This window comes from Vibrio sp. FF145 (genome assembly GCF_041439075.1).
Lineage (GTDB): Bacteria > Pseudomonadota > Gammaproteobacteria > Enterobacterales > Vibrionaceae > Vibrio > Vibrio tasmaniensis_A.
Window position 1 is genome coordinate 12,630 of record NZ_JBGONH010000024.1, and the last position, 26,167, is coordinate 38,796.

Consider the following 26,167-nt stretch of genomic DNA (forward strand, 5'->3'; position numbering starts at 1 on the left):
ATGAGCAAACCAATCCAAATGGAAAAAGGCGTTAAATATCGTGACGCTGACAAAATGGCATTAATTCCCGTAAAGAATATGCCTGCTGAACAGAAAGAAGTTTTACGTAAGCCTGCATGGATGAAGATTAAACTTCCTTCAGACAGCCATCGTATTCAAGAAATCAAATCTGCAATGCGCAAAAACAACCTGCACTCAGTTTGTGAAGAAGCGTCTTGCCCTAACCTAGCTGAGTGTTTTAACCACGGCACGGCAACGTTTATGATTCTTGGCGCTATCTGTACTCGTCGCTGCCCGTTCTGTGATGTTGCCCATGGTCGACCAAATGCTCCAGAAGCCGAAGAGCCGAAGAAACTGGCTAAGACGATTAAAGACATGAAACTGAAGTACGTTGTAATCACTTCAGTGGACCGCGATGACTTACGTGATGGCGGTGCTCAACACTTTGCTGATTGTAACCGCGAAATTCGCGAGCAAAACCCAAACATTCGTATCGAAACACTGGTTCCGGACTTCCGTGGTCGTATGGACGTTGCGCTTGAACTAATGAAAGACAATCCACCAGATGTTTTCAACCACAACCTAGAGACGGCGCCGCGTCTATACCGTAAAGCGCGTCCAGGTGCGAACTACAAGTGGTCTCTTGATCTGTTAAGAAAATTCAAAGAGCAGCATCCAAACATCCCAACCAAATCAGGTGTGATGATGGGCCTTGGTGAGACGAAAGAAGAGATCGTTCAAGTATTGAAAGATCTTCGTGAACATGGCGTAACAATGCTGACACTAGGCCAGTACCTAGCACCAAGCCGTCACCACTTGCCAGTTGAACGTTACGTGCCGCCTTCTGAGTTTGATGAGTTGAAAGAGATTGCTCTAGAGCTAGGCTTCACTCACGCAGCATGTGGTCCGTTTGTACGTTCTTCTTACCATGCAGACTTGCAAGCACAAGGTATGGAAATTAAGTAATCACGATTGCTTAACGAACAATAAAAAGGCGCTGAATTTTATATTCAGCGCCTTTTTTCTATCGAGCAAAACAAGCTTGTTCGATACAAAAACAACAAAGCCACTCATTAAGAGTAGCCTTGAACTGCAAGTCTAATCATCTAGATGTTAAATGGTCTACTAGCCAAATGATGCCCAGATAACCGTTGCGACTAAAATTGGGCACACAAACTTCACATACATTGGCCAAACCTTACCAAACCAACCAAGTTGAAAGTCAGGACAACCTTGCTCAAGCTCTTTCACTTTTGACGCTCGGCTCCATACCCAACCACCAAACACACAGAACATCAGTGCAGCGACTGGTTGAAGGTACTGAGTCGCAATCATCGCTACCATGCCAAACATCGCAGCAAAGTTGTAAACAATCACCACACTGAACAATGCGATAGCACCACCAATTACCCAACTTGTTGGCGTTCGTCTAGTCTTGAAACGCTCACTAACAAGAGCGACAGGGGCTTCCAACATTGAAATCGATGAAGTAAGTGCAGCAATCGTTAGTAATAAGAAGAATACAATTGCGAAGACCTGACCCAGCATACCTAAGCTATCAAACATCAAAGGCAGAACCGTAAATACTAGGGTATCAGAGCTCAGTAATGAGCCATCTTCAGCATAGATTTGAACACCTTTTTGCATCGCAACAAACATCGCAGGCATCACGACTAAACCCGCAATAAAAGCAACCGCGGTATCAACTAAGGTAACGTTCATTGCCATTTTTGGCAGGTTCTCTTTCTTACTTAAGTAAGAGCCATAAACCAACATCGAGCAACCGCCAATAGTGAGCGAGAAGAAGCCCTGTCCCATTGCCGCCAGAATCAGTTTTCTATCCCACACTTTCTCAAAGTCTGGAACAAGGTAATGTTTTAGGCCTTCCATCGCGCCAGATTGCGTCATGATGTAAACAAACAATAAGCCAAATAACACAAATAGCGCAGGCATCAAACGGGTCGACCATTTCTCGATCCCCTGCTTAACACCGCCCTGAACAATCAAGATAGTCAGTACATAGAATGCGACGGTACCAAAAACATTGCGCTCAACACTGAAGCCTTTAAACCAATCAGCAGCAGCCTCTAGACCAATCAGGTCAGCGACAGCACCAATTAGGAAGCAGATCAACCAACCACCGACAATGCTATAAAACGCTAGCACTGCACTTGGAACACTCAACCCAATCCAACCGACAAATTCACCGACTTTCTTGCCTAACGGGTTTGTAGTCAAAGAACGCATGCTATCGACAGGGTTTGCTTGGCCATGTCGACCAATAGCCATCTCAACCACTAGCATAGGGAAAGCAACCACGAAAATCATAATTAGGTAAACAAGCAGAAAAGCACCACCGCCGTTACTGGCGACTTGGGTTGGGAAACCCCAAATATTACCTAAGCCAACAGCTGCACCCGCCGCTGCTAAAATAAAACCCAAACGAGAGCTAAAGTGCTCTCTTGAAGAGGAAGATTGTTGGTCCATATTGCCCGCATCAAAAATCAGTGAACTAGTTGGGAAGTACAGTAATCAAAAGCAATGATAGGTACAACTAATAAATGAGCAATCTTCTAGTTTTTACAACAAATGCGCTATTTAGAACCATTAAATTAACAAATGACCGGTCTTATCGTTTACTTATAAGCAGTAAAGCAAGGTTCAGGACTAGAGAGACAATTGATTGAATTGAGATGAATATTCGTCTTTTTGTTCAATTTATACGAACAAAAAGAGCACCAAATGGTGCTCTTGTGACTTATAGTTAGATTCAGATTAGATCGTGAAGACTTGATAGTCTTTTAGGTTCGGAATGATTTCATGCAGCTGTTGCTCTTGTTCTGCCATCTCATCAAGAGAATCACAGAACTCATTCGCTTCCTCTTGCACTTGTTGAGAGTGTTCTTTCATGCGCTCTTCAACTTTAAGCTTTAATGCAGCCATGCTGTCAGCCAATTCAGTAAGATTTAAGCCACCATCTTGTTTCATTTTTTCTGACATCGCATTAAAAGCGCTAGAGATAAATTCTTGGTTAAAGATCTCCTTAGCCTTCTCGAAATCTTCAGACCAACCATTGACCATCGAATCAAAACTGTCTGCTGGTAACACTAACTCGCCATCTTTGTAGTAACGAGCTTCCAGTTCATCAAAGTAGGTTTTCATTGACTCTTTTACATTATCAAATGATTCCGGTGAATCTAGGCTAGCAGCAATGTCATCAATAACGTCATTCGCTAACGCTAAGCCATCGTTAGCCATTTGTTTCGCTCGTGGCAAGTACTCACTCACTTTTTCGCGGTATTTCTCAATCGCCGCTTGTTGGTCGGCATCAAGCTCAACCTTCTCACCATGGATATATAAGTCGTTGTTACCATCAAAAACGGCAGTATCACCATTCACTTGGTGGATTTCGACTTTCTGGTCATCGATTCGCAATTCATTTTTCAAATCAACTCGACACTGAGCAGCAAAAGTTGGCAGGCTCACAACAGAGATTACCGCTGTTAACGATGCGATTAATACACTGTTCTTCATAAACATTTTGTTTTTCATAAATACATTGTTTTTCATAACATCCTCTCATCAATCTGACAGATTACTATACCCTTGGTATATGCTTCTTTGTCAGAGAAACGTTTTATATATATCCGTTACTCAGTTAGTCGATAGATATTACTTCATAGCAAAACTGTTTATCTGCGACCTTAAACTCAATCTCATCACCGACTTCTTTCCCCATTAGAGCCTGACCAAAAGGTGCATTTTCCGTCACGATAGCAACTTCATTGTTATTCCACGTAACAGAAAGCCCACCGACTCTCGGCCCCATAAAAAAATGTTTATATTGATCATGCTCGTCAATGACCACAACATAGCTGCTCACTGTAATCCTCTCACTATCACGCAGCACTAAGTTACGATAACACTGAATGTCATCTTCACACTCTTGCACTCTTACAGCTTGACCGTGAGCAAGATACGAAGCTTCTAGAGCCAGAGTGTCGTACTTATGCTCAGGCACAGTCTCTTCATCGGTCGCAGCATCAATAGCGCGTTGAGTAGCAGATTGTGCGATACGTAATCGGGATTCGAGTTGCTCTATGATTATTTGGCGAAGCTCAGACTTATTCATACTATTGGGGTGCTTTTCTATAGGAGCTACAGAATAGAATTAGGTACAATCAGGTGCAAGACATTTGATTCATCAAGCGACGCAATCATCAATAGGCGCCCGCTTTAACATCAATACGACACTTAATAACTCAGGTAGAACATAAATGATTGAGCAGAAGCTAAAACAAGTATTCGGATTCGACTCACTGCGTAATGGGCAAAAGCAAGTCATTGATAATGTTCTATCTGGTCACTCGACTGCCGCTATATTCCCAACAGGCTCAGGCAAGTCGCTTTGCTACCAATTGCCAGCACTAGAGTTGCCGCACTTAACCTTAGTGATATCACCATTGTTAGCCTTAATGAAAGACCAGCTCAGCTTCTTACACAGTAAGGGAATAAGCGCGGCTGCAATCGAATCAAGCCAAGACAGACAAACCACACAACAGGTGATGCAATCCGTGCGTAACGGCGATACTAAAATCCTAATGATCTCTGTTGAGCGCTTGAAGAACGAACGCTTTCGTCAGTTTATCTCCCAAGTTCCCATCTCTATGCTCGTAGTTGATGAAGCACACTGTATATCAGAATGGGGACACAACTTCAGACCAGACTACCTGAAGCTTCCCCAATACCAAAAGCAGCTCAATATTCCACAAGTACTGCTACTGACAGCTACTGCAACGACATCGGTTATCCAAGATATGAAGTCGAAGTTTGAAATTGATGAGGAACGCGTTGTGGTTACGGGTTTCTATCGTCAAAACCTCGACCTGTCGATTCAACCTTGCGAACAAACCAGCAAACTAGAAACCTTGTGCAATGTCGTTAACCAAGCTTCTCTAGCTCCGACTATTGTTTATGTCACCCTTCAACAGACAGCAGATATGGTGGCTCAGCAACTCCGTAATGCTGGCGTTAATGCCGTGGCTTACCATGCCGGTCTTAAGCCTGAAAACAGAGATGCCATTCAGCATCAATTCATGAACGATGACGTGAACTGCATCGTGGCAACCATTGCTTTTGGTATGGGTGTCGATAAGTCCAACATTCGCCGAGTGATTCACTTTGACTTACCGAAATCGATCGAAAACTACTCGCAAGAGATAGGCAGAGCCGGCAGAGATGGTCAGCCTTCAGAATGTATTCTTCTCGCCAACAAATATGGTCTAAGTACACTAGAGAACTTCGTCTTTGGCGACACGCCAGACAACATATCAATTCAAACGGTCTTAAAAGAAATATACGAAAACCAAAACATTGCGGCTTCTGGCACAAACCAATGGGAAATCATGCTCAACCAACTATCGCGTGAGTCCAACATTCGTCAGTTACCACTTAAAACGCTACTGGTGTATCTCGAAATTGAAGGCGTGATTGAGCCTAAATACAGCTACTTTGCTGACTACAAATTTAAATTCATACGTACTAAGCAGCAGATCACCGAGCAATTCCAAGGCGAACGTCGTCATTTTGTGGAAGCGATTTTCCAATGCTCTCCTCAAGCAAGAGTATGGTGCCAAGTCGACTTCGACGCACTGTGGACACACTTCCAAACGGATCGTCAGCGTGTGATTGCGGCAATCGATTATTTCAATGAACAAGGTTGGATTGAGTTGGAAAGTAAGCAGATCACAGATGTGTATTCGATCCACAACACCACTGAAGACATGATGCAGTTATCGGAACGTTTAACTGAGTTGTTTAAGGCAAAAGAGAACAGTGAGATCAACCGCCTTAACCAAATGCTGAGCTTCTTTGAGGCTGATACCTGCCTAAGCTCACGCCTAGCGAGTTACTTTGCCGATGATAAGGCACCAACAAACTGCGGTCATTGCTCTGTATGCCGTGGTGAAGTGGCAATTTTACCAACCGTCGATGTTGAACCCGTTGACGACGAGACCGTAATGACATGGACCCATGAATTCATTTCCGCAAGCCAACAATTGATCACCGACGAAGCCATTACTCGTTTTCTATCCGGAATCGCAACTCCACTTTCAACCAAGCTTAAAGCCAGCAAAATGGTTGGATACGGGAAGCTAGAGCAACAACCATTCAGTGATACGCTAGCGCGAGTTAAACAACTTCCTAGATAAGGCATCTTACGTATTGATATAGAAACTGACTAGACTACCAAGTCTAGTCGGTGCTTCTCAATACCATCTATTTTGACGCCCCTCTATTCGGATTCCCCTCCAAACTAGACAGCCTAAAAGAAACTCAACTGACGCATCTGGTCTTTGGGTTGTAGCATTACGCTTAAACCAAGCAGGCGTATTTCTCGCCCTTGCTGCCTTTTAAGTATCTCACTCAACAGTTCTTTAAAGTGCTCTAGATCGAGAGAGGCGTGTATGTGCTCAATAGTGGTTTGCTGGAAGTCGGCAAACTTGAGCTTAATGCCCTGCTTGATGATAGCTTTACTTGGGCTAGCTTTCTCTAGACGTGCTTCAAGCTCAGGAAAAAGCTTGTCTTCAATTACCTGCCAACATTCTGCGTAAGTAGAAATATTCTGAGTAAAAGTTCGCTCCACGCCTACCGATTTTCGTTCACGCTCAATAATAACTTCTCTGTCATCAATACCATGACTGCGCTTCCAGAGTGATGCACCTTGACGGCCAAACCTGAGCAATAGATCTCGATAGTCAGATTCCTTAATGTCCTTACAAGTAAAGAAGCCAGCTTGATGGAGCTTTTCAATACTGACCTTGCCAACGCCTGGGATTTTTTCGAGTGGCAATTCATCTATCACTGATTGTACGTCTTGTGGAGGTATTACAAACTGACCATTGGGCTTATTCAGATCCGAGGCCACCTTCGCCAAAAATTTAATCGGCGCAATACCAGCAGAAGCGGTCAGGTTAAGTTCATTCCAGATATCGCGACGAATTGCTTCGGCAATCAGTGTTGCCGAGCCACGACACAGCGTCGAATCCGTGACATCAAGAAAAGCTTCATCTAAAGACAGAGGTTCAATGATGGATGTATATCGAGAAAAAATCTCGCGAATCTTTTTCGATATCTCGACGTAGACCGACATCCTCCCAGGAACAACCAACAGATTGGGACAAAGCTGCAGCGCCTTTCCCGTCGGCATTGCAGAACGAATACCAAACTTGCGAGCTTCGTAATTACAGGTACTCAAAACGCCACGCTGCTTTTCATGCCCCCCAACTGCAAGTGGTCGATTTCGGTAAGCAGGATTATCTCTCATTTCAACAGCTGCGTAAAAACAGTCCATATCAACGTGGATTATCTTTCTTACTTTCTCTTCACTCGCACTACACATCTAGGAATAACCCAACCTTACAACTGTATTTATAAACAGTATAATCAATTATTCTCAGATTTAAAATGATCTGGAGCCCAGCTAAATAGCTTTAACTTCATTAGCCACTTACTATTCTGATAGTATTGTTAGAGAGTATTTAACCTATAAGTAGGGATAACTTTTGAGTGATAAAATACTAGTAGTCGAAGATAGTCGTGCATTCAGAAACTACCTGTACCAGCAATTTAAAAATGATGGCTATGAGGTTGCGCTGGCTGAATCAGTGGCTGAAGCTAAAGCTATCTTAGAACAAGATACGGATTTCTTGTGCGCGGTGCTCGATTACTGCTTACCCGATGGTCAAGATGGCGAGATCATTGATTTGGTACTCGGCTATCAACAAAAAATCATAGTCCTAACCGGCATGTTCAACAACACACTTCGAGAACAAGTACTCGCGAAGGGTGTGATTGATTACATCCTCAAAGACAGCATGTCATCAGTCAGTTATTTGCTTCCTCTGGTTAATCGAATCTCAAATAACCGATATCATAAAGCCTTGGTTGTTGATGATTCTGCTGTGGTTCGTCGATATGTAGTGCAACTTCTTGAGCACCAATATATTCAAACGATTCAAGCGGAAGATGGCGAACAAGCACTAGAGCTTCTCCAAAACGACCCCGACATCACTTTCGTCGTTACCGATCATGACATGCCAAACAAAGATGGCATTTCGATGACCCGTGACATTCGAGTACACCATGATCGTAATCAACTCGCTATTCTTGGGCTATCTGGCAGTGACGACCGAACCATGACAGCTCGTTTCCTTAAGGCTGGTGCCAACGACTTCCTTTACAAGCCATTTAACCAAGAAGAGTTTTTCTGCCGTATTCATCAGCTACTCGATATGAAAGAGGCCACCAATGAACTATTTCGTCATGCAAATGAAGATGCTCTGACCGGGCTTTGGAACCGTCGTTATCTATTCAATCAAACATGTAAAGGCTGCGAACATCGCAGCATCGCCATGATGGATATAGACTTCTTTAAAAAGGTGAATGATACCTACGGTCATGATGGTGGCGATGCAGTACTCATTGAGGTCGGAAAGATCATCAAAAATCATTTTAAAGATGATGTCGCCGTTCGTTTCGGCGGTGAAGAGTTCTGCATTCAATCGTGCAGACCATTTGAAGAATTTGTCGACACGCTAGAATCAATGAGGATTGCGATACAAAACCAAGAAGTTATTCATGACTCACAACGGATTAAAGTCAGCATAAGTATCGGGTTAAGCGACTTAGTTGGCAGTTTGGATGAGCAAATAAAAGCCGCGGACGAACTGCTTTATACGGCAAAAGAACAAGGTAGGAACCAACTGGTCTTTACGCGTAATAACATGCAAATCGACCACTAGAAATTCGTTTTTGTTTCCGTTTCAGCATTCCAAAATAGACAGTTCACTCAAACAAAAAAAGCTCAAGACGATAATCTTGAGCTTCTTATTCTAAGGGCATAGATAACTCTATTCCCCTATGACTGTCACCAATTAAGCGATACGGTCTTTACTCCAAGCCGCTTCTTTTTGTTGACGTTCTGCCAATTTCTCTTCACGGTATGCTTCACGTGCTTCACGTTTTTTACGCGCATCACAAGGTTCAGGGCAGTTACATACTTTATCAATACCAACAGCACCTAAGCCACCACAGCTACCTTTCACAACTTTCTTTTGGATAATATAGCCAATTGACATCGCTGCGATTACTGCAAGAAAAACACCAAATGTAATCAGAAATGTATTCATAATTATCTCGCTTACCTTATTTACCTAAGTATGGCTTAAATGCTTCTGAAGCAATTTCTTTAAAGCCATCAGCTGTTTTTACCACCATGAACACTGGGATGTTATGTTGGTTTGCGACTTCCAGTCCTTTTTCTTCACCTAAGACCATAAGGCCAGTAGATAAACCGTCTGCAGTCATTGAAGACGGATTTAAAACGGTTACAGAAACCACTTTATGATGAAGCGGCTTACCTGTTTCTGGGTTGATGATGTGTGAATAACGAACACCATCACGCTCAAAATAGTTTCGGTAGTCGCCAGACGTTGCGATCGCCATATCACCAGGCTCGATGATCTCTTGAATGTTGCGCTCGTCAACACTTGGCTTCTCGATGGCGATACGCCAACCCACACTTTCACGGTTTAAGCCCTTCAAACGGATTTCACCGCCCACTTCTACCATGTAGTTATGAATGCCAATTGAATCGAGGTAGTCAGCAACGACATCCACGCCCCAACCTTTTGCAATGGTCGAAAGGTCAACATACAAGTTAGGCAAATCTTTGCTTAGCTTATTACCTTCAACGCTTAAGTGGTGAATACCAACCTTAGCCTTACGAGCCGCAAGCTCTTCGTCTGATGGAACCACTTCAGGACGCGCTTCTGGACCAAAACCCCACAAGTTAACTAATGGACCAACCGTCACATCCAACGCACCTTCAGTAAGACCGTTCAAACGAATCGCTTCTTTCACAACGATAGCGGTTTGTTCAGACACTTCGAATGCGTCCGCACCTTTGTGTTGGTTGAAACGGCTCAGCTCTGAATCTTCACGGTAAGTCGACATTTGATCATTTACTTCTTCAAGTAGACGATCGATCTCGGTATGAACTTCTTTAGACTCAGGAAATTCATCGCCATTGATGTACTTAATGTTATAACTGGTCCCCATTGTCGGACCACTTAAATGTACTTGCTCTCTTGCCTGCTCACAGCCCGCAAGAAAAATTAAAGAAGTTAATGCAACAAGCCAAATTCTCACTTGCTTACTCCTGTCTAATGTTGAGGATTTATATAAGGAAAAATAAGAGTGAAAAATAGGTATTTTAAATGCCTTACTCTTTCTTATATAAGCCAGTTTGTTGTCACGAGTAGTCTTAGAAAAACAAATGGCTGACTCGTAAGAGTCAGCCATAATATCAATCACTTAAATGGATTAACCACCGAAGTCATCTAGTAGGATGTTTTCATCTTCTACACCAAGATCTTTCAGCATGCCGATCACAGCCGCGTTCATCATTGGTGGACCACACATGTAGTACTCACAGTCTTCAGGAGCTTCGTGATCCTTCAGGTAGTTTTCGTACAATACGTTGTGGATGAAACCAGTGTAACCGTCCCAGTTGTCCTCAGGTTGAGGATCAGACAGAGCACAATGCCACACGAAGTTTTCGTTTGCAGCCGCTAGGCCGTCGAAGTCTTCAATGTAGAACATCTCACGCTTAGAACGAGCACCGTACCAGTAAGACATCTTACGAGTAGAGTTAAGACGCTTAAGTTGGTCGAAGATATGTGAACGCATTGGCGCCATACCTGCACCACCACCGATGAATACCATTTCATTGTCTGTGTCTTTAGCAAAGAACTCACCAAATGGACCAGAAATAGTACATTTGTCGCCTTCTTTAAGAGACCAGATGTATGAAGACATCACACCAGGAGCTACGTCAGGGTTGTTTGGCGGCGGAGTTGCGATACGCACGTTAAGCTTGATGATGCCTTTCTCTTCTGGGTATGAAGCCATAGAGTAAGCACGGATCGAATGCTCTTTAACGATAGACTCGTAACGGAACAAGTTGAACTTATCCCAGTCACCACGGTATTCCTCAGGAATATCGTAATCTGCGTATTTCACGTGATGTGGTTCAGCTTCAATCTGAATGTAACCACCCGCGCGGAACGGAACTTCTTCACCTTCAGGGATAGCTAGAGCCAATTCTTTGATGAAAGTAGCTTCGTTATCGTTAGAGATAACAGTACATTCCCACTTCTTCACACCAAAGATATCTTCGTCTAGTTCAATCTCCATGTCAGTTTTCATAGCAACTTGACATGCAAGACGTTCGCCTTCGCGAGCTTCACCTTTTGTGATGTGATCAAGTTCAGTTGGAAGGATGTCGCCACCACCAGACTTAACTTTTACACGACACTGACCACAAGAGCCACCGCCACCACAAGCAGAAGATACGAAGATACCAGCGCCAGCTAGGGCACCAAGTAGCTTGCTACCAGGCTGAGTAACGATCGCCTTTTCAGGGTCGCCGTTTACAGCAATAGTGATGTCACCTGATGGTACTAGCTTAGACTTAGCGAAAAGAATCACTAGTACTAGAGCCAATACAATAATGGTAAACATCGCTACGCCAAGAATAATGCTTTGCATTTGTTATTCCTTATTACTGGGTGCTTACCCTACAGTTGAACACCAGAGAAAGACATAAAGCCTAACGCCATCAGACCAACAGTAATGAACGTGATACCAAGGCCACGAAGACCTGGAGGTACGTCAGAGTACTTCATCTTCTCACGGATACCCGCAAGAGCAACGATAGCTAACATCCAACCCACACCAGAACCGAAGCCGTAAACAACAGATTCAGCAAAGTTGTAGTCACGAGTTACCATGAAAGATACACCACCAAAGATTGCACAGTTAACTGTGATCAGTGGAAGGAAGATACCTAGTGCGTTGTACAAAGGTGGGAAGAAACGGTCTAAAACCATCTCTAGGATTTGTACAAGTGCCGCGATAACACCGATGAATGCGATGAAGTTAAGGAAACTTAAATCGACACCTTCAACAAGCGCGTTTTCTTTCAGGATGTGTGTGTAAACAAGGTTGTTTACAGGAACAGCAATTGTAAGTACTACAACTACCGCAACACCAAGACCAAAAGAAGTTTTAACTTTCTTAGATACCGCTAGGAACGTACACATACCTAGGAAGAAAGAAAGCGCCATGTTTTCGATGAAAATCGATTTAACTAGCAGACTAATATAATGTTCCATGACTACCTTACCCCTTCGCTTCTACTTGTTCTGGTTTGAACACACGAATTGCCCAAATCAAGAAACCAATTAGGAAGAATGCTGAAGGTGCTAGAAGCATCAAGCCGTTTGGCTGATACCAACCACCGTTGCTCACTAGAGGTAGTACTTCCATACCAAATAGTTTGCCAGAGCCTAGAAGCTCACGGAAGAAACCAACAGTGATAAGAACGAAACCGTAACCAAGACCGTTACCAAGACCGTCGATAAACGATGGGATTGGCGCAGACTTCATTGCGAATGCTTCAGCACGACCCATTACAATACAGTTAGTAATGATTAGGCCAACGAATACAGATAGCTGTTTAGAGATATCGTATAGGTATGCTTTAAGCACTTGGTCTACCACGATTACTAATGATGCGATAATTGCCATCTGAACGATGATACGCACACTGTTAGGAATGTGGTTACGGATTAAAGAAACGAAGAAGTTAGACAGAGCAGTAACGAACATTACCGCGATAGTCATAACAAATGCTGTTTCTAGCTTAGTGGTTACCGCAAGAGCAGAACACACACCAAGAACCTGTAGCGCGATTGGGTTGTTATCCAACACAGGCGCTAAGATGCTCTTTTTAATTTCTTTTGCACTAGACATTAGTTCAGACCTCCGTCACGAACTTTTGCTAGGAACGGACCAAAGCCCATATCACCTAACCAGAAGTCAAATGTATGTTGAACACCAACGCTAGTCAGTGTTGCACCAGAAAGGCCATCTACACCGTGCTCAGAACCTTGAGGAGCGCCACCTTTAACAACCTGAATAGCAGGTTTGTGGTTTTCGTCGAATAATTTCTTACCAACGAATTGAGCGCGCCAAGTTGGGTTCTCAACTTCACCACCAAGTCCAGGAGTTTCACCTTGCTCGTAGTAAGTGATACCAGAAACTGTGTTGCCATCAGTCTCTACTGCAACGAATGCGTACATCATTGACCATAGACCGTTACCGTGAACAGGGATGATAACTTTAGAAGTTTCAGCGCCATCTTTCACTAGGTATACAGTACCCGTGTTAGCACGACGAATGATCTTAGCGATGTCATTTTCAGCTGAAAGCTTGATTGACTGAGCTGGATCTTTTGCCGCTTTACGTTGGTCATATGCAGCAGCATCGCCGTCAACGAAATCGCCAGTAGCGAAATCAACTAGACGAGGTTCGATGTTCTCTGCGTAGAGTGCTGGGATATCACCTGCAAGCTCAATACCCGCAACTTCAAGGATCTTAGTTTGCTGATCCAGAACTGCGTTAGCTTGCTGCTTAGGTTTAAGAACAACTGCAGCTGTTGAAACGATGATTGAGCACACTAGGCTCAATGCGATAACAACAAACAGCGTCTTTTTAATGCTATCGTTATTACTTGCCATAGCGCGCTAGTCTCCGCTTAATGTTCTTCTCGATTACAACGTGGTCAAACAGAGGAGCAAATAGGTTTGCGAATAGAATCGCAAGCATCATGCCTTCTGGGTATGCAGGGTTAACTACACGAATCATTACACACATTGCGCCGATTAGGATGCCGTACCACCACTTACCTTTATTGGTAAATGAAGCTGATACTGGGTCAGTCGCCATGAAGAACATACCGAATGCGAAACCACCTAGAACTAGGTGCCAATGCCAAGGCATGCTAAACATTGCGTTAGTATCAGAACCGATCACGTTGAACAGTGTAGACACAGCAATCATACCGATCATTACACCAGCAATGATGCGCCATGAAGCGATACGCATGTAAACGATCATCGCTGCACCGATCATAAGTGCTAGAGTTGATACTTCACCGATAGAACCTGGGATGTTACCAATGAATGCGTCCATCCAAGTGATTGCTTCACCTGATGTCACGTTCATTAGTGCGCTACCGCCGCCTTGAGCCCATTGGCTAAGAGCAGTTGCACCAGAGAAACCATCTGCAGCAGTCCAAACTACGTCACCTGAAATCTGTGCAGGGTATGCAAAGAATAGGAACGCACGGCCAGCAAGTGCAGGGTTCAGGAAGTTACGACCCGTACCACCGAAGATCTCTTTCGCCACAACAACACCGAAGGTAATACCTAGTGCTGCTTGCCATAGAGGAAGCGTTGGCGGAACGATAAGCGCAAATAAGATAGAAGTAACAAAGAAACCTTCGTTTACTTCGTGCTTACGCACCATACAGAACAGAACTTCCCAGAAACCACCGACGATGAATACCGTTGCGTAGATAGGTAGGAAGTATGTCGCACCAAGTAGCATCTTGCTGCCAACACCAGCATCGGGCCCTAAGGAGGCTCCAAGCATTTCGGTTAGCCAGTAGTGCCAGTTACCATCGATAACAGAAACTAATTCAGCGCCTGCGTACATATGGTTAAGTGCCGCGATAGCTTGGCCACCCGCGTTGTACATACCCCAGAACATTGCTGGGAATACCGCGAACCAAACCATGATCATGATACGTTTTAAATCAACGCTATCACGAACGTGTGAGCTTTTCTTTGTGATAAGACCTGGCGTGTAAAACACTGTCGCAGCTGCTTCGTAAAGCGCAAACCACTTCTCGTGTTTACCACCTGGCTCAAAATGATGCTCGATGTCTTCAAGAAACTTTTTAAGGCCCATGAAAATTACCCTTCCTTCTCAATCGTATCTAGGCATTCACGAAGTAGTTGACCGTACTCGTACTTACCTGGACATACAAAGGTACACAATGCTACATCTTCTTCGTCTAGTTCTAGCGCACCAAGTGCTTGAGCACTATCAATGTCGCCTGCACATAGATCACGAAGCAGCAATGTAGGTTCCATATCTAGAGGCATTACGCGCTCGTAGTTACCAATTGGAACCATTGAGCGGTCACTACCGTTTGTCGTCGTTGTCATGTTGAACAACTGACCTTTAAACAGGTGACCAAGGAATGAACGAGTAACAGAGAACTTGTTCTTACCAGGCATAGCCCAGCCGAATAGCTCTTTATCACGACCTTCACGTAGAACAGAAACTTGTTGATGGTAACGACCAAGGAAAGCATGTGGACCTGTTGCTTCAGTACCCGTAAGTACAGAACCAGAAATCACACGAACTTCGCCTGGCATTAACTCGCTGTCTGTCAACTCTTCAAGGCTAGCACCAATTTGAGTACGAACTAGACGTGGGTTATTCACCACTGGACCAGCCAGAGAAACAACACGCTCAGAGTAAATCTCACCAGTAAGGAAAAGCTTACCGAATGCGATAACATCTTGGTAGTTAATGCTCCACGCTACATTTTGTGCATTTACCGGATATAGGTAATGCATATGCGTGCCTGCAAGACCTGCAGGGTGTGGGCCATCAAAAACATGTTCTTCAACGTTAGACTGAGCTGAACGAGGTAAGCTAGTACCTTTTTTACAAACGTACACTTTACCGTTAGTCAGAGTTGAAAGAAGATCTAAACCAGCAACGAAAGCATCAGACTGCTCGTTAATGATTAATTCTGGCTCAGCTGCTAGCGGATTAGTATCCATAGCAGTAACGAAAATAGCCTGAGTTTCAGAATCAACTGCTGGAACCTTGCTGAACGGACGAGTTCGCAAAGCGGTCCATGCGCCAGACTCAACTAACTGAGTTTTAACCGTTTCACGGTCAAGACTTACTAGTTGGTTAGCTTCATAGCTATTGAACGTGATTTGCTCATTGCCTGCTACTTCAATCACTACTGATTGAAGAACACGCTTAGCACCACGGTTCACTTCAATAACTTTACCGCTTGCTGGAGAAGTAAATACAACACCTGGGTTCTTTTTATCTGCAAAAAGAACTTGGCCTTTCTTCACTTCATCACCAACGCGAGCATGCATCGTAGGACGCATACCAACGTACTCTTCGCCAAGCAAGGCGACTTTAGTGATGGACTTACCATCATTAATCACCTGGGATGGAGTTCCTGCGATAGGAAGATCCAAACCCTTCTTTATTGTAATCATACGCACTTGCACTACTTTATCGGGAAAAAGATTCTTTTAATTGCGTAAATTCGGGACGTTTTAAAATCGCCCTTAGACACGACATTACAGTGTCCGGTTCTGGTAAATTCGAGATACCAAAATCGCAACATTACATTAATAAACCCATCACAAAGATTATGTGAGATTTATCAGGTGCCGTATTCTAGCATTTTTTGACAACTTGATGCCATGACCAATAACTTGAATACGGCCTTAATTTGGTGAGATTTGAAGCATATGGACTCTCAAATATGTATAAATTTGACGAGCCGCACAGATAAAATGGCTTTTGAATCGTGTTTTAAACAAGAGATTAATACTCTGTCACAAACTAATATTTTACGAGTTATGTTGAAACACTGTTAATAAAAACATTACTCATTGTGGGTATTTAAAGACGCCTAATTTGACATCAATTTGAGTGATATAAACCCTAAAAACACATCAGCCTGGCGATAAAAAAGGCAGCATCGCCACCTCTTCTATCAGTTAGTTTTATTACTTACCACCGCCCATACACATAGGGCTGTCTGGCACGTTATCGAGTTGCTTCATCCATTCATCTTTTGTATAAGTGTGAATAGATAGTGCGTGAATATTATTCGCTAGCTCTTCTGAAAGTGCTTTATTTACCGCTCGATGACGACCAATAAGGCGCAAGCCTTCAAACGCATCGCTGACAACAATCACTTTAAAATGACTCTCAGAACCAGCCGGAACATTGTGCATGTAGCTCTCATTGACCACGTTTAAATGACTTGGTGAAAACTCATTGTGCAATTTTGTTTCGATAACTTCTTGGATCATTATGATTCCTTAATAACGTATTGGCATTATCTGTGGGGGAAGTATAAACCCTAACTGGTCGACTGTCTGAGTATTTCATAACGAACGACTTAGGTTTGGTTGAGTTTTTTCTATCTTGTTCAGGCTGCATTTGAGACAATATCTTTGTTATTTCTTACATAAGTATCTCAAGCTATGAAAACCGAACTTACTCTTCTCGATAGAACTTTGACCTTACATCGTTTCCCCAACCGTTCAAATGAAACCCTTCAAGCTTGGGATGCGGGCGACGAATACATTATTAGTCACGTTGAAGAGATGAATCTGGAACCTGGCAAACACATCCTGATCATGAACGATAGCTTTGGTGCCCTGTCGGCATGGTTCTCTAAAGATCATGATGTCACCATGATGAGCGACTCGTTTATCTCTCATCGCGGTGCGCTAAAAAACTTGCAGCGCAATCAAAGTAACCGTGTGAACTTCCTGAATACGATGGATGATATCCCACACGGTATCGATCTTGTGATCATGCAACTACCGAAAACAAACCGTCATCTAGTATGGCAATTGAGCCAACTACGCCAAGCGTTGCCAGAAGGCTGCCAAGTCATCGGTGTAAACAAAGTAAAAGATATCCACACATCTACACTTAATATTTTCGAAAAGTACCTAGGTGAAACCAAAACTTCTCTAGCGAAGAAGAAACATCGCTTGGTTTTCTCTTCACCAAATTGTCAGCCGATTCAAACGGTCGAACCTTTTGTTGAATGGGATGTAGACGGTGAAGATATTCGCCTGAAAAATTTACCGAACGTTTACTCAGGCGAGGCACTCGATCAAGGTGCTCGCTATATGCTAGAGCACATCCCTCAAGATCCTGAACTGCGTCATATTATCGATCTAGGTTGTGGCAACGGTGTATTGAGTGTAAAAGCTGGGCAATTAAACCCACAAGCGCGTATCACCTGTGTTGATGAAAGCTTTATGGCAGTGGAATCAGCGCGCCAAAATATTAAGGATAACCTTGGCGAAGAAGGTAATTTCCAGTTCATCGCCAATAACTGTTTAGATGGTTTTAAGAAAAACAGCACTTACTTAGTTATGTGTAACCCTCCGTTCCACCAACAACAAGCGATTACAGATCACATTGCATGGCAAATGTTCTGTGATGCAAAGCATGTTCTTAGCAACGGAGGCAAATTAATTGTTATTGGTAACCGACACCTCGGATACGATGTCAAACTAGCAAGACTATTTGGTGAAGCAAACGTTGAAACGCTTGAACTGAACCAGAAATTTGAGATATTACAAGCAACAAGAGAACCTGCGAATTTTAATAAATAAGCAGAAACGACGTCACAAGAATTTAAGATACCGAGCTCCTGGTGTGAATTTAGAAAGGATAAAGGAATGAAAAAACTGATTTTGGCTGCTTCTATTTTGGCTTTGACAGCATGTTCAGCCCCTCAGAAAGAACAGATCAACGTAATGCCAGAAGCTTCACTAAGCTCAAGCAACCTTGTACAAGGCAAAACATACACACTAACCAGTAAAGATGTTCGTGCCGCTCAATATGTTGCATTGGTTGATAGTGGCCGTTCAAACATTCAGCCAATTCACGCTAAGCAAAACATGCGTATTTCTCTAGAAAACGCTATTGCTCAACAATTGGAGTCTCAAGGTTTTCGTGCAAGCGTTAACAGTGAAAACTCAATTGTTTTAGAGATTCAAGAAGCGCTTGTTACCGTCAAGCACACCATCATGGAAAACCAAATGGATGGTAAAGTAACTCTTGAAGTAACCGCTGAAACGCCTGAAGGCAAGCTAGTTAAGACATTCAATGGTACAGCAACTCGCACAGGTGCATTAAGTGCATCAAATGACGATATCGCAATGGTACTAAACGATGTTATCGACTTAGTTCTTAAAGAGATTGCCAATGACCAAGAGCTGCAAACTTACATGAAGGAACGTTTCTAATGGGGCGCATTCTATCTTCTATCGCATTGATGCTGGTGAGCGTGAGCGTTTGGGCTGGTCCTAAAGTGAACGTAGAAACAACATTAGGCGGCTTCACTATCGAGCTAAACCAAGAGCAAGCACCGGTTAGTGTTGATAACTTTCTGAAATATGTTGCAGACGGTAGCTACGAAGGCACTCAGTTTCACCGTGTGATCCCGGGCTTTATGGCTCAGGGTGGTGGCTTCGATCAAGATATGAAGCAATTAGCAACTTATGCGCCTATCAAAAATGAAGGCAGCAATGGCCTGAAGAATGATACTGCAACGATCGCAATGGCTCGCACCAATGCACCAGATTCTGCAACTCGCCAGTTCTTCATTAACTTTGCAGACAACGATTTCTTAAACGCGAAAGGCGGTAATCCTGGTTACGCTGTGTTTGGTAAAGTAACCGATGGTTTTGACGTTGTTCAGAAGATGGCAACAATTCCAACCAAGCGAATGGGCCGCATGTCAGACATTCCTGTCGACCCAATCGTCATCACTAAAGTGACCCTTCTTAAGTAATCCAATGTAACGCCCTTATTCTTAAGGGCGTTTTCTATACAAGGACGCCCCATGTCATCAGGCACCCCCTCTATTTCTTGGATGCAAACTTTCCGCAGCTACTTAGACAAACGTCTACTTTGGGTGTTTATGCTCGGTTGTTCGAGTGGCTTCCCATGGGTTCTGATTGGATCCAACATGTCTGGTTGGCTAAAAGATGCCGGTTTAACTCGTGCTGCGATCGGTTATTTCGGCAGTGTGTTTGCTGTCTATGCTATTAACTTTTTATGGGCACCGTTGGTAGACCGAGTCAAACTGCCAGTTTTACACGCGATATTAGGCCAACGACGCAGTTGGATATTCTTGTGCCAAAGCTTGGTATTGATCTGTACCCTGTTCATTGCTGGAGTAAACCCAGCCAATGACTTGATGTTCACCTCTATGCTTGCTCTCGGAATAGCTATCGCCTCAGCAACTCAAGATGTCGCAATAGATGCCTTCCGTATTGATTCATTTCCAAAATCGGAAGCATCAAAGTTGCCACAAGCATCCGCAATGGCCGTGATGGGATGGTGGACTGGCTATTCTCTTCCAGGTTATCTTGCTTTTATCAATGCTGACTCAATCGGTTGGAATGGTGTGTATTACGGCATGGCTGGTGTAGTTGTCGTGTTAATGCTGTTTACTCTTTTTGTCGGAGAACCCAATACACAACGTGAAGCATTACAAGAGCAAGCACAACAACGTCACAACAGAGTTGTGGGTTCAAAAGTCGTCGCTTGGTTCAGCGTTACAGTGCTAGAACCGTTTTATGATTTCTTCAAACGAAACGGAGTTCAAGTTGCCATCACCCTTCTACTGTTTGTGTTCCTATTTAAGATAGGTGAAGCCTTCTTGGGTAGAATGTCTATCACCTTCTATAAAGAGATAGGCTTTAGCAATGAACAGATTGGCCACTATTCTAAGTTAATCGGTTGGGGCGCGACGATATTCTTCACCTTGCTCGGCAGTATCTTCAATGTGAAATTCGGTATTGTACGCGGACTAATGATTGGTGGCATCGCAATGGCAGCCAGCAACCTAATGTTTGCGTGGATCGCTCAGGCAGGCCCTAGTGAAACTCTGTTCTTGGCAACTATCATTGTCGACAACTTCACAACCGCCTTTTCGACGGTAGCATTTGTCTCTTTCTTAACCTTACTGACTGGCCAAGCTTTCTCAGCGACGCAATATGCCTTATTAGCATCCTTAGGCAATTTCGGTAGAACAACACTGGCTTCATTCAGTGGCGAGCTCGTCGATTACCTCAATGATTGGTCAACCTTCTTTATACTGACGTCATTAATGGTGATTCCGAGTTTGATCATGCTCTATTCGTTACGCCACTTTTTCACTGATTTATTAGAAAAAGCGAAAAACAACCACGAATAAAAGAAAAAAAAAGCAAAAGAGAAGAGGGGAGCATTGAGCTACCCTCTTCTCTTTTCTATTTTCTATTTTCTATTTTCTATTTTCTATTTGCAGACGCTTAACGGATTAATCTGTGGTTTCACTTACTATTAAGTTAAATCCCGTTCCCATCGAATCATCAATCGCCACTACTTGATACACAACACCGTTAACTAAGGTCGCAGGCGCGGAGTCAATAGCAACAGTAGATGGATCGCCAGCCACCGTAATCGTCACATAGTAAGTTCCCGCAGCTACATAAATACCATTCGCGAAATCTTTGAATTTCACATTACTCAACGCAGGAGTACTTCCAGAAATTCCCACGTTCTCGGTTAAATAAATATCAACCGAAGCTGCAATTGGATTAGCTGCAGCATGAGTAATGTTCAATACTGCACTGGTTGCAACAGAGCGTCGATTTTCTGGAACAACTAGCGCTTCCAAATTGAGAGGACTTACCGTCCCCACGGCATAGATGCTGTAATCCATTCCGGCAAACACCGCTAAACCGTCAACATCAATGAATGTTGGAGAGGTGGTTGCTGTTTCATAAATATCGATATCGTAACTGCCTGCCGCCAAATCTAAGAAGCCACGAACTTTTTTAAACATTAGAGCATCAAGAGGAGCAAACTTAGCCGAGTTTACAAACACATCCACAGAGGGTGCACTATCAACTAAATGCCCTACTCTCACTTCTGCAGATTCTGCCATGTCGTAAATTATAGATGAACTTTTGCCATCCATTACCATCAGCTTCACCGGAGACGTACTGGTTGAATCCGCTCTTGGCACGGCTGCAATGGTCAGCTCGCTACCAGCAGGGAGAGTGATCTCTCCTGAATCAAACGCGATAGCACTTCCACTCACGGTTTCTAATCTCACACGATATTGACCAGCAGGAATATTGAGCACATCGGTAAATCCTTTGTATCCCAAAGTTCCAATCGGTGCGCCTAGAGGATCATTCGGTGCTGTAACGTATAGATTCACATCACCAACTCCAGTTGCCGCGTGAACAACTTGCACATCCAAACTCGAACTCGTCGCCGTGCCTGCTGCAGGTCGTGTCACAACGAGAGCCTCAACTGGGTTGTTGGAACCGTCAGCATCACCGACCACCATCACCGTGTAATCTAAATCACCGCTTAAATCGAACTGGCTTGGCGGAATCACTGTCGCCACACCATCTCCAGGGAGTTGAACATCGACCTGTAGAGTTGTCTGGCCTTGATTGACCGAGGTATATCCAGATGCCTGAGCATAATCAACCCCAGTCCAACGAGCCTGACTATTAACTAACACATTAGCTAGTGGAGCATCTGGCGATGCGTGAACAGCTTGCAGCTGGGTTGTTGGTTGATCGTCATCATTACACCCTACAATGAACAGGGCTGACAACGCTACAGCGAGTATAGGTGAATATTTCATTGGTCTTCTCTCCAAAAAGTTCGACCAGTTCGTCACACAGCAGATAAGCTCAAGAGCAGATCTTTAAATGTTGCCTCAAAATTGGTGCAATGAACGGTCTCAATATTGTCAGCGATGAAAAAACAACCAGAGTTAAAAGTCAGGTTAATCATCACATGAATTGTTCATCAATTGATTCAAACTTCAGTACGGAGTTGCTTGGAAATGGATCAAAGGCAGGATCGAAACGTTCGCTAAGTGAGGTGTTTTTTACGAGAAAACGCTTAGAAAGAAATACTGTTGATTTTGATATGCATGTCACGATTTTTGGTAGAATCGTTTGCTTAGAGCGGTATTTCACCAATTTATACACAAAATAATCGAATTTCACAAAATCAATAGAAGTAGGGATTCATCAAGATGCATAGCAACATTAAAGTTCCATCATTTAGATCGTTAGTGTGATCATGCTCACCATAATAATCATAGTTTTCACTCTGTCTCACTTTTATTTGAGAACAAAATCGCTATTATGCTCGGCATTCGGACATATAAACACGCACGGATTAGCGGGTTACTTATTTCAAACATAGAGAGTTCCATTATGCGTAAATCACTTTTAACTCTTGGCCTACTTGCAGCAGCTTCTGCTCCAGTAATGGCGGCTGATTATTCTGACGGCGACATCCACAAGAACGATTACAAGTTCCTACAATTTAACTTGATGGGTGCTTTTAATGAAAAAGGTGTTTCTGAGTCGACTCATGATTACCTAGAGATGGAATTTGGTGGTCGCAATGGTATTTTCGATCTTTACGGCTACGTTGATGTATTTAACCTGACGTCAGACTCAAGCAGCGATAAAGCAAAATCTGAAAAGATGTTCATGAAATTTGCGCCTCGTATGTCTATCGATGGCCTAACTGGCACTGATCTTTCTTTTGGTCCAGTACAAGAACTTTACGTTGCTACGCTTATGGAATGGGGCGGAGGTGGCGCTACTAACTGTAACTCTACAGGCTGTATTGATGGTAGTCCTGGTGTAAATACTCAAAAAATTGGTCTTGGTTCTGATGTAATGGTTCCATGGTTCGGTAAAATGGGATTAAACCTTTACGGAACATACGATTCAAACAAGAAAGATTGGAACGGCTTCCAACTCTCTACTAACTGGTTCAAACCATTCCACTTCTTCGAGAACGGTTCTTTTATCTCTTACCAAGGTTACATCGATTACCAATTCGGGATGGATGAAGGCAAAGGTTACGCAACATCAAGCCATGGCGGCGCAATGTTCAATGGTCTTTACTGGCACTCTGATCAGTTCGCAGTTGGTTACGGCCTAAAACTTTACAGCGATGTATACGGTTTTGCTGACGGTGAAGGTCTTCCATGGAACTCAGCTTCAAAAGCTGAATCTTCTGGCGTAGGTCACTACGTTGCAGTAACTTACAAGTTCTAATCAAACTTCTAAGAAAGTTTCCAAAATGGCACCCTCGGGTGCCATTTTTTATTGCTTTCATTTAATGCCTCGCTATCCTTGCAGCACCACTTTTTTATATCGGTATTGCTGTGAACATCACTATTGTTGGCCCTGGGGCTATCGGCTCTTTATGGGCAATAAAACTGCTTCAAGCTGGTCATAATGTGGCTTTGTGGAGTCGTTCCACGGATCACTCAATTGACTTATCACTTGATGGACAAGCTTCACTTTCCTTCAGTAACAACAATATCGAAAAGCTATCAGCGAGCGATTTAGTGATCTTCACAGTCAAAGCTTGGCAAGTAGAAGAAGCCACCACTCCGTTACTTCAGTATCTAGACTCTGACACCATTCTCATGTTCATGCACAACGGTATGGGGGCGGTCGCTCAGATAGCAACTCAAATTGATGCTCACCCGATAGTATTGGCAACCACGACCCAAGCTGCATTCAAACCTGATCGTAATAGTGTATCTCACACAGGAATCGGCCAAACTCAATTGGGTGCTTTTAACCTCAAGGGTCAACAGTGCACTTTTTTGGTTGATGTGTTGGAACACGCCCTACCGAGCGTAAATTGGAATCCAGAAATAACAACGGCGCTGTGGGCTAAACTCGCCATCAATTGTGCGATCAACCCACTGACTGGGCTGGAACAAATCAAAAATGGAGAGCTTGCTGACCAAAGGTTTAACGAAGTTCTGAGTTCTATAGTTAAAGAACTCACGCAAGTGATGCAGGCGGAAGGCATTAATTGTTCATTCGACAAATTAGAAACAAGCGTAAAACACGTTATTCAAGCGACAGCAAAAAACAATTCATCCATGAAGCAAGATATGTTTTACCAACGTAAGACAGAGATCGACTTCATTACCGGACACCTAATAAAGACAGCACTCAAACATCAGATAGAAGTTCCTGTTAACCAAAAGCTGTTTACGCAGGTTAAAGAACGAGAAAATAGCTGGAATCATCAAGATTAGTCAGCAACGATTAACAAGTCGCGATAAAATAACGATACCGCTCAGCATAACGCTAGCAACAATTTCCAAGATTTTAGGTAAGAATAGATGCTTGATATCAATCACATCCGAGAGCAGTTTCCTGCGCTATCACAAACCATCAATCAACAACCGTTGATTTATTTAGACAGCGCGGCAACGACACAAAAACCTCAGGTGGTTATTGATGCCATTAGCCAATACTACTCCAAACAAAATGCCAATGTTCACCGTGGTAGTCATAGCTTAACAGCCAACGCGACCAGTCAATTTGAAGCCGCCAGAGATAAGGTCGCTCAGTTTATCGGCGCAAGCTCTTCAAAAGAGATTATTTGGACTCGCGGCGCAACCGAAGCACTTAACCTGATCGCACAAACTTACGCAAGAAGCACGCTTCAACCTGGCGATGAGATCTTAGTCAGTGAAATGGAACATCACGCCAACATCGTGCCTTGGCAAATTGTGGCTGAACAAACGGGTGCTAAAGTCGTGAAAGTACCAATGACATCAGATTGTGACTTTGACGTTGTTGCGTTTGACGCCCTTTTGAATGAACGAACTAAGATTGTTGCTCTGGCTCAGATAACCAATGTTACGGGTTCTCGCCAGCCCATTAAACAAGTTATCGAGAAAGCCCACAAGAAGAATGCGATTGTTGTGGTCGATGGCGCGCAAGGTATCGTTCATGAGCCCGTTGATGTTGCTGCTTTAGGGGCGGATTTCTACGTTTTCTCAGGACACAAGCTCTACGCCCCTGCAGGCATCGGTGTACTTTACGGCAAGCTAGAATTGCTCCAAGCGATGCCCCCTTGGCATGGCGGTGGCAAAATGGTTGAGCGCGTGTCTTTCTCTGGCACTACATTTTCTGAACTGCCGGGGAAGTTTGAAGCGGGCACGCCAAATGTAGCGGGAGCGATAGCATTAAGTACCGCAATAGAATGGTTAAGTGGTTTTGCTCAGCGAGATGTCGAAAATCATATCCACCAGCTACAGCACGAGACTTATCTTGCACTCAGTAAACTGGATGATATTCAGGTATTGGGTTATCAACCCAACGCGAGTGTGATTACTTTTGTGATGGACGGTGTTCACCATCAAGATATTGCTACTCTGCTGGATCAGCAAGGTATCGCAGTACGTGCTGGACACCACTGTGCTCACCCATTAATGGATGCACTTAATGTGAAAGGAACGGTTCGTATTTCATTTGGTATTTATAACAATCTAGATGATGTTGAAAAGCTCGTAGCGGCGATAGAAAAAGCCGTTGATATGCTG

24 protein-coding genes are annotated in these 26,167 nt (G+C 43.6%); 10 read left to right on the forward strand and 14 right to left on the reverse strand.

Translation table 11 applies throughout. The features are described from left to right. On the forward strand, nucleotides 1-966 hold the full coding sequence (gene lipA, locus ACED42_RS10840) for a lipoyl synthase (protein WP_009848385.1): 966 nt from the start codon (nucleotides 1-3) through the stop codon (nucleotides 964-966). 159 nt (nucleotides 967-1,125) lie between these two features. On the opposite strand, the gene ACED42_RS10845 is transcribed toward lipA, so the two are convergent. From ACED42_RS10845 to ACED42_RS10855, 3 genes are all read right to left on the reverse strand, one after another. Beyond that, nucleotides 1,126-2,487, reverse strand: coding sequence for a sodium-dependent transporter (locus ACED42_RS10845; protein ID WP_012603370.1), 1,362 nt, complete (start codon nucleotides 2,485-2,487; stop codon nucleotides 1,126-1,128). Between the two features lie 288 nt (nucleotides 2,488-2,775). After that, nucleotides 2,776-3,570 carry a YggN family protein gene (locus ACED42_RS10850; RefSeq protein ID WP_371702526.1) on the reverse strand — a complete coding sequence of 265 codons (795 nt, stop codon included), beginning with the start codon at nucleotides 3,568-3,570 and terminating at the stop codon, nucleotides 2,776-2,778. Between the two features lie 88 nt (nucleotides 3,571-3,658). After that, nucleotides 3,659-4,132, reverse strand: a complete 474-nt coding sequence (locus ACED42_RS10855; protein WP_017096215.1) for a GreA/GreB family elongation factor — start codon at nucleotides 4,130-4,132, stop codon at nucleotides 3,659-3,661. Between the two features lie 145 nt (nucleotides 4,133-4,277). Here ACED42_RS10855 and ACED42_RS10860 point away from each other — a divergent pair, with 145 nt between their 5' ends. Beyond that, nucleotides 4,278-6,212 carry an ATP-dependent DNA helicase RecQ gene (locus ACED42_RS10860; protein WP_371702528.1) on the forward strand — a complete coding sequence of 645 codons (1,935 nt, stop codon included), beginning with the start codon at nucleotides 4,278-4,280 and terminating at the stop codon, nucleotides 6,210-6,212. A gap of 113 nt (nucleotides 6,213-6,325) precedes the next feature. Here ACED42_RS10860 and dinB read toward each other — a convergent pair whose 3' ends face one another. Then, a complete protein-coding gene (gene dinB, locus ACED42_RS10865) occupies nucleotides 6,326-7,402 on the reverse strand; it encodes a DNA polymerase IV (RefSeq protein ID WP_371702529.1) in 1,077 nt (358 codons plus the stop codon). A gap of 163 nt (nucleotides 7,403-7,565) precedes the next feature. Here dinB and ACED42_RS10870 point away from each other — a divergent pair, with 163 nt between their 5' ends. Then, nucleotides 7,566-8,804 (forward strand): diguanylate cyclase, encoded by a 1,239-nt coding sequence (locus tag ACED42_RS10870; protein ID WP_371702530.1) that lies wholly within the window; start codon nucleotides 7,566-7,568, stop codon nucleotides 8,802-8,804. A 132-nt stretch (nucleotides 8,805-8,936) separates the two neighbouring features. Here ACED42_RS10870 and nqrM read toward each other — a convergent pair whose 3' ends face one another. The 9 genes from nqrM to bolA form a co-directional block, all read right to left on the reverse strand. After that, complete coding sequence (gene nqrM, locus ACED42_RS10875) at nucleotides 8,937-9,191, reverse strand: (Na+)-NQR maturation NqrM (protein WP_009848378.1); 255 nt, start codon at nucleotides 9,189-9,191, stop codon at nucleotides 8,937-8,939. Between the two features lie 16 nt (nucleotides 9,192-9,207). Further along, a complete protein-coding gene (locus ACED42_RS10880; RefSeq protein ID WP_065678549.1) occupies nucleotides 9,208-10,212 on the reverse strand; it encodes an FAD:protein FMN transferase in 1,005 nt (334 codons plus the stop codon). A gap of 174 nt (nucleotides 10,213-10,386) precedes the next feature. Next, the gene (gene nqrF, locus ACED42_RS10885; RefSeq protein ID WP_009848376.1) at nucleotides 10,387-11,613 is read right to left on the reverse strand and encodes an NADH:ubiquinone reductase (Na(+)-transporting) subunit F; all 1,227 of its coding nucleotides are present in this window, start codon (nucleotides 11,611-11,613) and stop codon (nucleotides 10,387-10,389) included. A 29-nt stretch (nucleotides 11,614-11,642) separates the two neighbouring features. Next, nucleotides 11,643-12,239, reverse strand: coding sequence for an NADH:ubiquinone reductase (Na(+)-transporting) subunit E (gene nqrE / locus ACED42_RS10890; RefSeq protein ID WP_009848375.1), 597 nt, complete (start codon nucleotides 12,237-12,239; stop codon nucleotides 11,643-11,645). 7 nt (nucleotides 12,240-12,246) lie between these two features. Then, nucleotides 12,247-12,879: an NADH:ubiquinone reductase (Na(+)-transporting) subunit D gene (locus tag ACED42_RS10895; RefSeq protein ID WP_004735210.1), complete on the reverse strand. Its 633-nt coding sequence runs from the start codon at nucleotides 12,877-12,879 to the stop codon at nucleotides 12,247-12,249. Beyond that, nucleotides 12,879-13,646 carry a Na(+)-translocating NADH-quinone reductase subunit C gene (locus ACED42_RS10900; RefSeq protein WP_371702532.1) on the reverse strand — a complete coding sequence of 256 codons (768 nt, stop codon included), beginning with the start codon at nucleotides 13,644-13,646 and terminating at the stop codon, nucleotides 12,879-12,881. The genes ACED42_RS10895 and ACED42_RS10900 overlap by 1 nt, the downstream gene beginning before the upstream one ends. Next, nucleotides 13,636-14,880: an NADH:ubiquinone reductase (Na(+)-transporting) subunit B gene (locus tag ACED42_RS10905; protein WP_122054171.1), complete on the reverse strand. Its 1,245-nt coding sequence runs from the start codon at nucleotides 14,878-14,880 to the stop codon at nucleotides 13,636-13,638. The genes ACED42_RS10900 and ACED42_RS10905 overlap by 11 nt, the downstream gene beginning before the upstream one ends. Nucleotides 14,881-14,885: 5 nt before the next feature. After that, on the reverse strand, nucleotides 14,886-16,226 hold the full coding sequence (locus ACED42_RS10910; RefSeq protein WP_009848371.1) for a Na(+)-translocating NADH-quinone reductase subunit A: 1,341 nt from the start codon (nucleotides 16,224-16,226) through the stop codon (nucleotides 14,886-14,888). 519 nt (nucleotides 16,227-16,745) lie between these two features. Beyond that, complete coding sequence (gene bolA, locus ACED42_RS10915) at nucleotides 16,746-17,054, reverse strand: transcriptional regulator BolA (protein ID WP_009848370.1); 309 nt, start codon at nucleotides 17,052-17,054, stop codon at nucleotides 16,746-16,748. Nucleotides 17,055-17,228: 174 nt separating this feature from the next. Here bolA and ACED42_RS10920 point away from each other — a divergent pair, with 174 nt between their 5' ends. From ACED42_RS10920 to ACED42_RS10935, 4 genes are all read left to right on the forward strand, one after another. Further along, on the forward strand, nucleotides 17,229-18,380 hold the full coding sequence (locus ACED42_RS10920) for a class I SAM-dependent methyltransferase (RefSeq protein ID WP_012603366.1): 1,152 nt from the start codon (nucleotides 17,229-17,231) through the stop codon (nucleotides 18,378-18,380). A 66-nt stretch (nucleotides 18,381-18,446) separates the two neighbouring features. Next, nucleotides 18,447-19,016, forward strand: a complete 570-nt coding sequence (locus ACED42_RS10925; protein WP_017101905.1) for a YajG family lipoprotein — start codon at nucleotides 18,447-18,449, stop codon at nucleotides 19,014-19,016. Then, entirely contained in the window at nucleotides 19,016-19,564 is a 549-nt protein-coding gene (locus ACED42_RS10930) for a peptidylprolyl isomerase (protein ID WP_009848367.1), read from the forward strand. The genes ACED42_RS10925 and ACED42_RS10930 overlap by 1 nt, the downstream gene beginning before the upstream one ends. Before the next feature lie 51 nt (nucleotides 19,565-19,615). Continuing rightward, complete coding sequence (locus ACED42_RS10935) at nucleotides 19,616-20,974, forward strand: MFS transporter (RefSeq protein WP_371702534.1); 1,359 nt, start codon at nucleotides 19,616-19,618, stop codon at nucleotides 20,972-20,974. Nucleotides 20,975-21,079: 105 nt separating this feature from the next. On the opposite strand, the gene ACED42_RS10940 is transcribed toward ACED42_RS10935, so the two are convergent. Continuing rightward, a complete protein-coding gene (locus ACED42_RS10940) occupies nucleotides 21,080-22,426 on the reverse strand; it encodes a DUF4397 domain-containing protein (protein WP_371702536.1) in 1,347 nt (448 codons plus the stop codon). Between the two features lie 583 nt (nucleotides 22,427-23,009). On the opposite strand from ACED42_RS10940, the gene ACED42_RS10945 reads away from it, so the two are divergent. The 3 genes from ACED42_RS10945 to csdA all read left to right on the forward strand — a co-directional run. Next, a complete protein-coding gene (locus tag ACED42_RS10945) occupies nucleotides 23,010-23,867 on the forward strand; it encodes an outer membrane protein OmpK (RefSeq protein ID WP_371702538.1) in 858 nt (285 codons plus the stop codon). A gap of 110 nt (nucleotides 23,868-23,977) precedes the next feature. Continuing rightward, nucleotides 23,978-24,871, forward strand: coding sequence for a 2-dehydropantoate 2-reductase (gene panE, locus ACED42_RS10950; RefSeq protein WP_371702540.1), 894 nt, complete (start codon nucleotides 23,978-23,980; stop codon nucleotides 24,869-24,871). Between the two features lie 87 nt (nucleotides 24,872-24,958). Continuing rightward, nucleotides 24,959-26,167 (forward strand): cysteine desulfurase CsdA (gene csdA, locus ACED42_RS10955; RefSeq protein ID WP_371702542.1); only part of this gene is annotated, 1,209 nt, incomplete at its 3' end.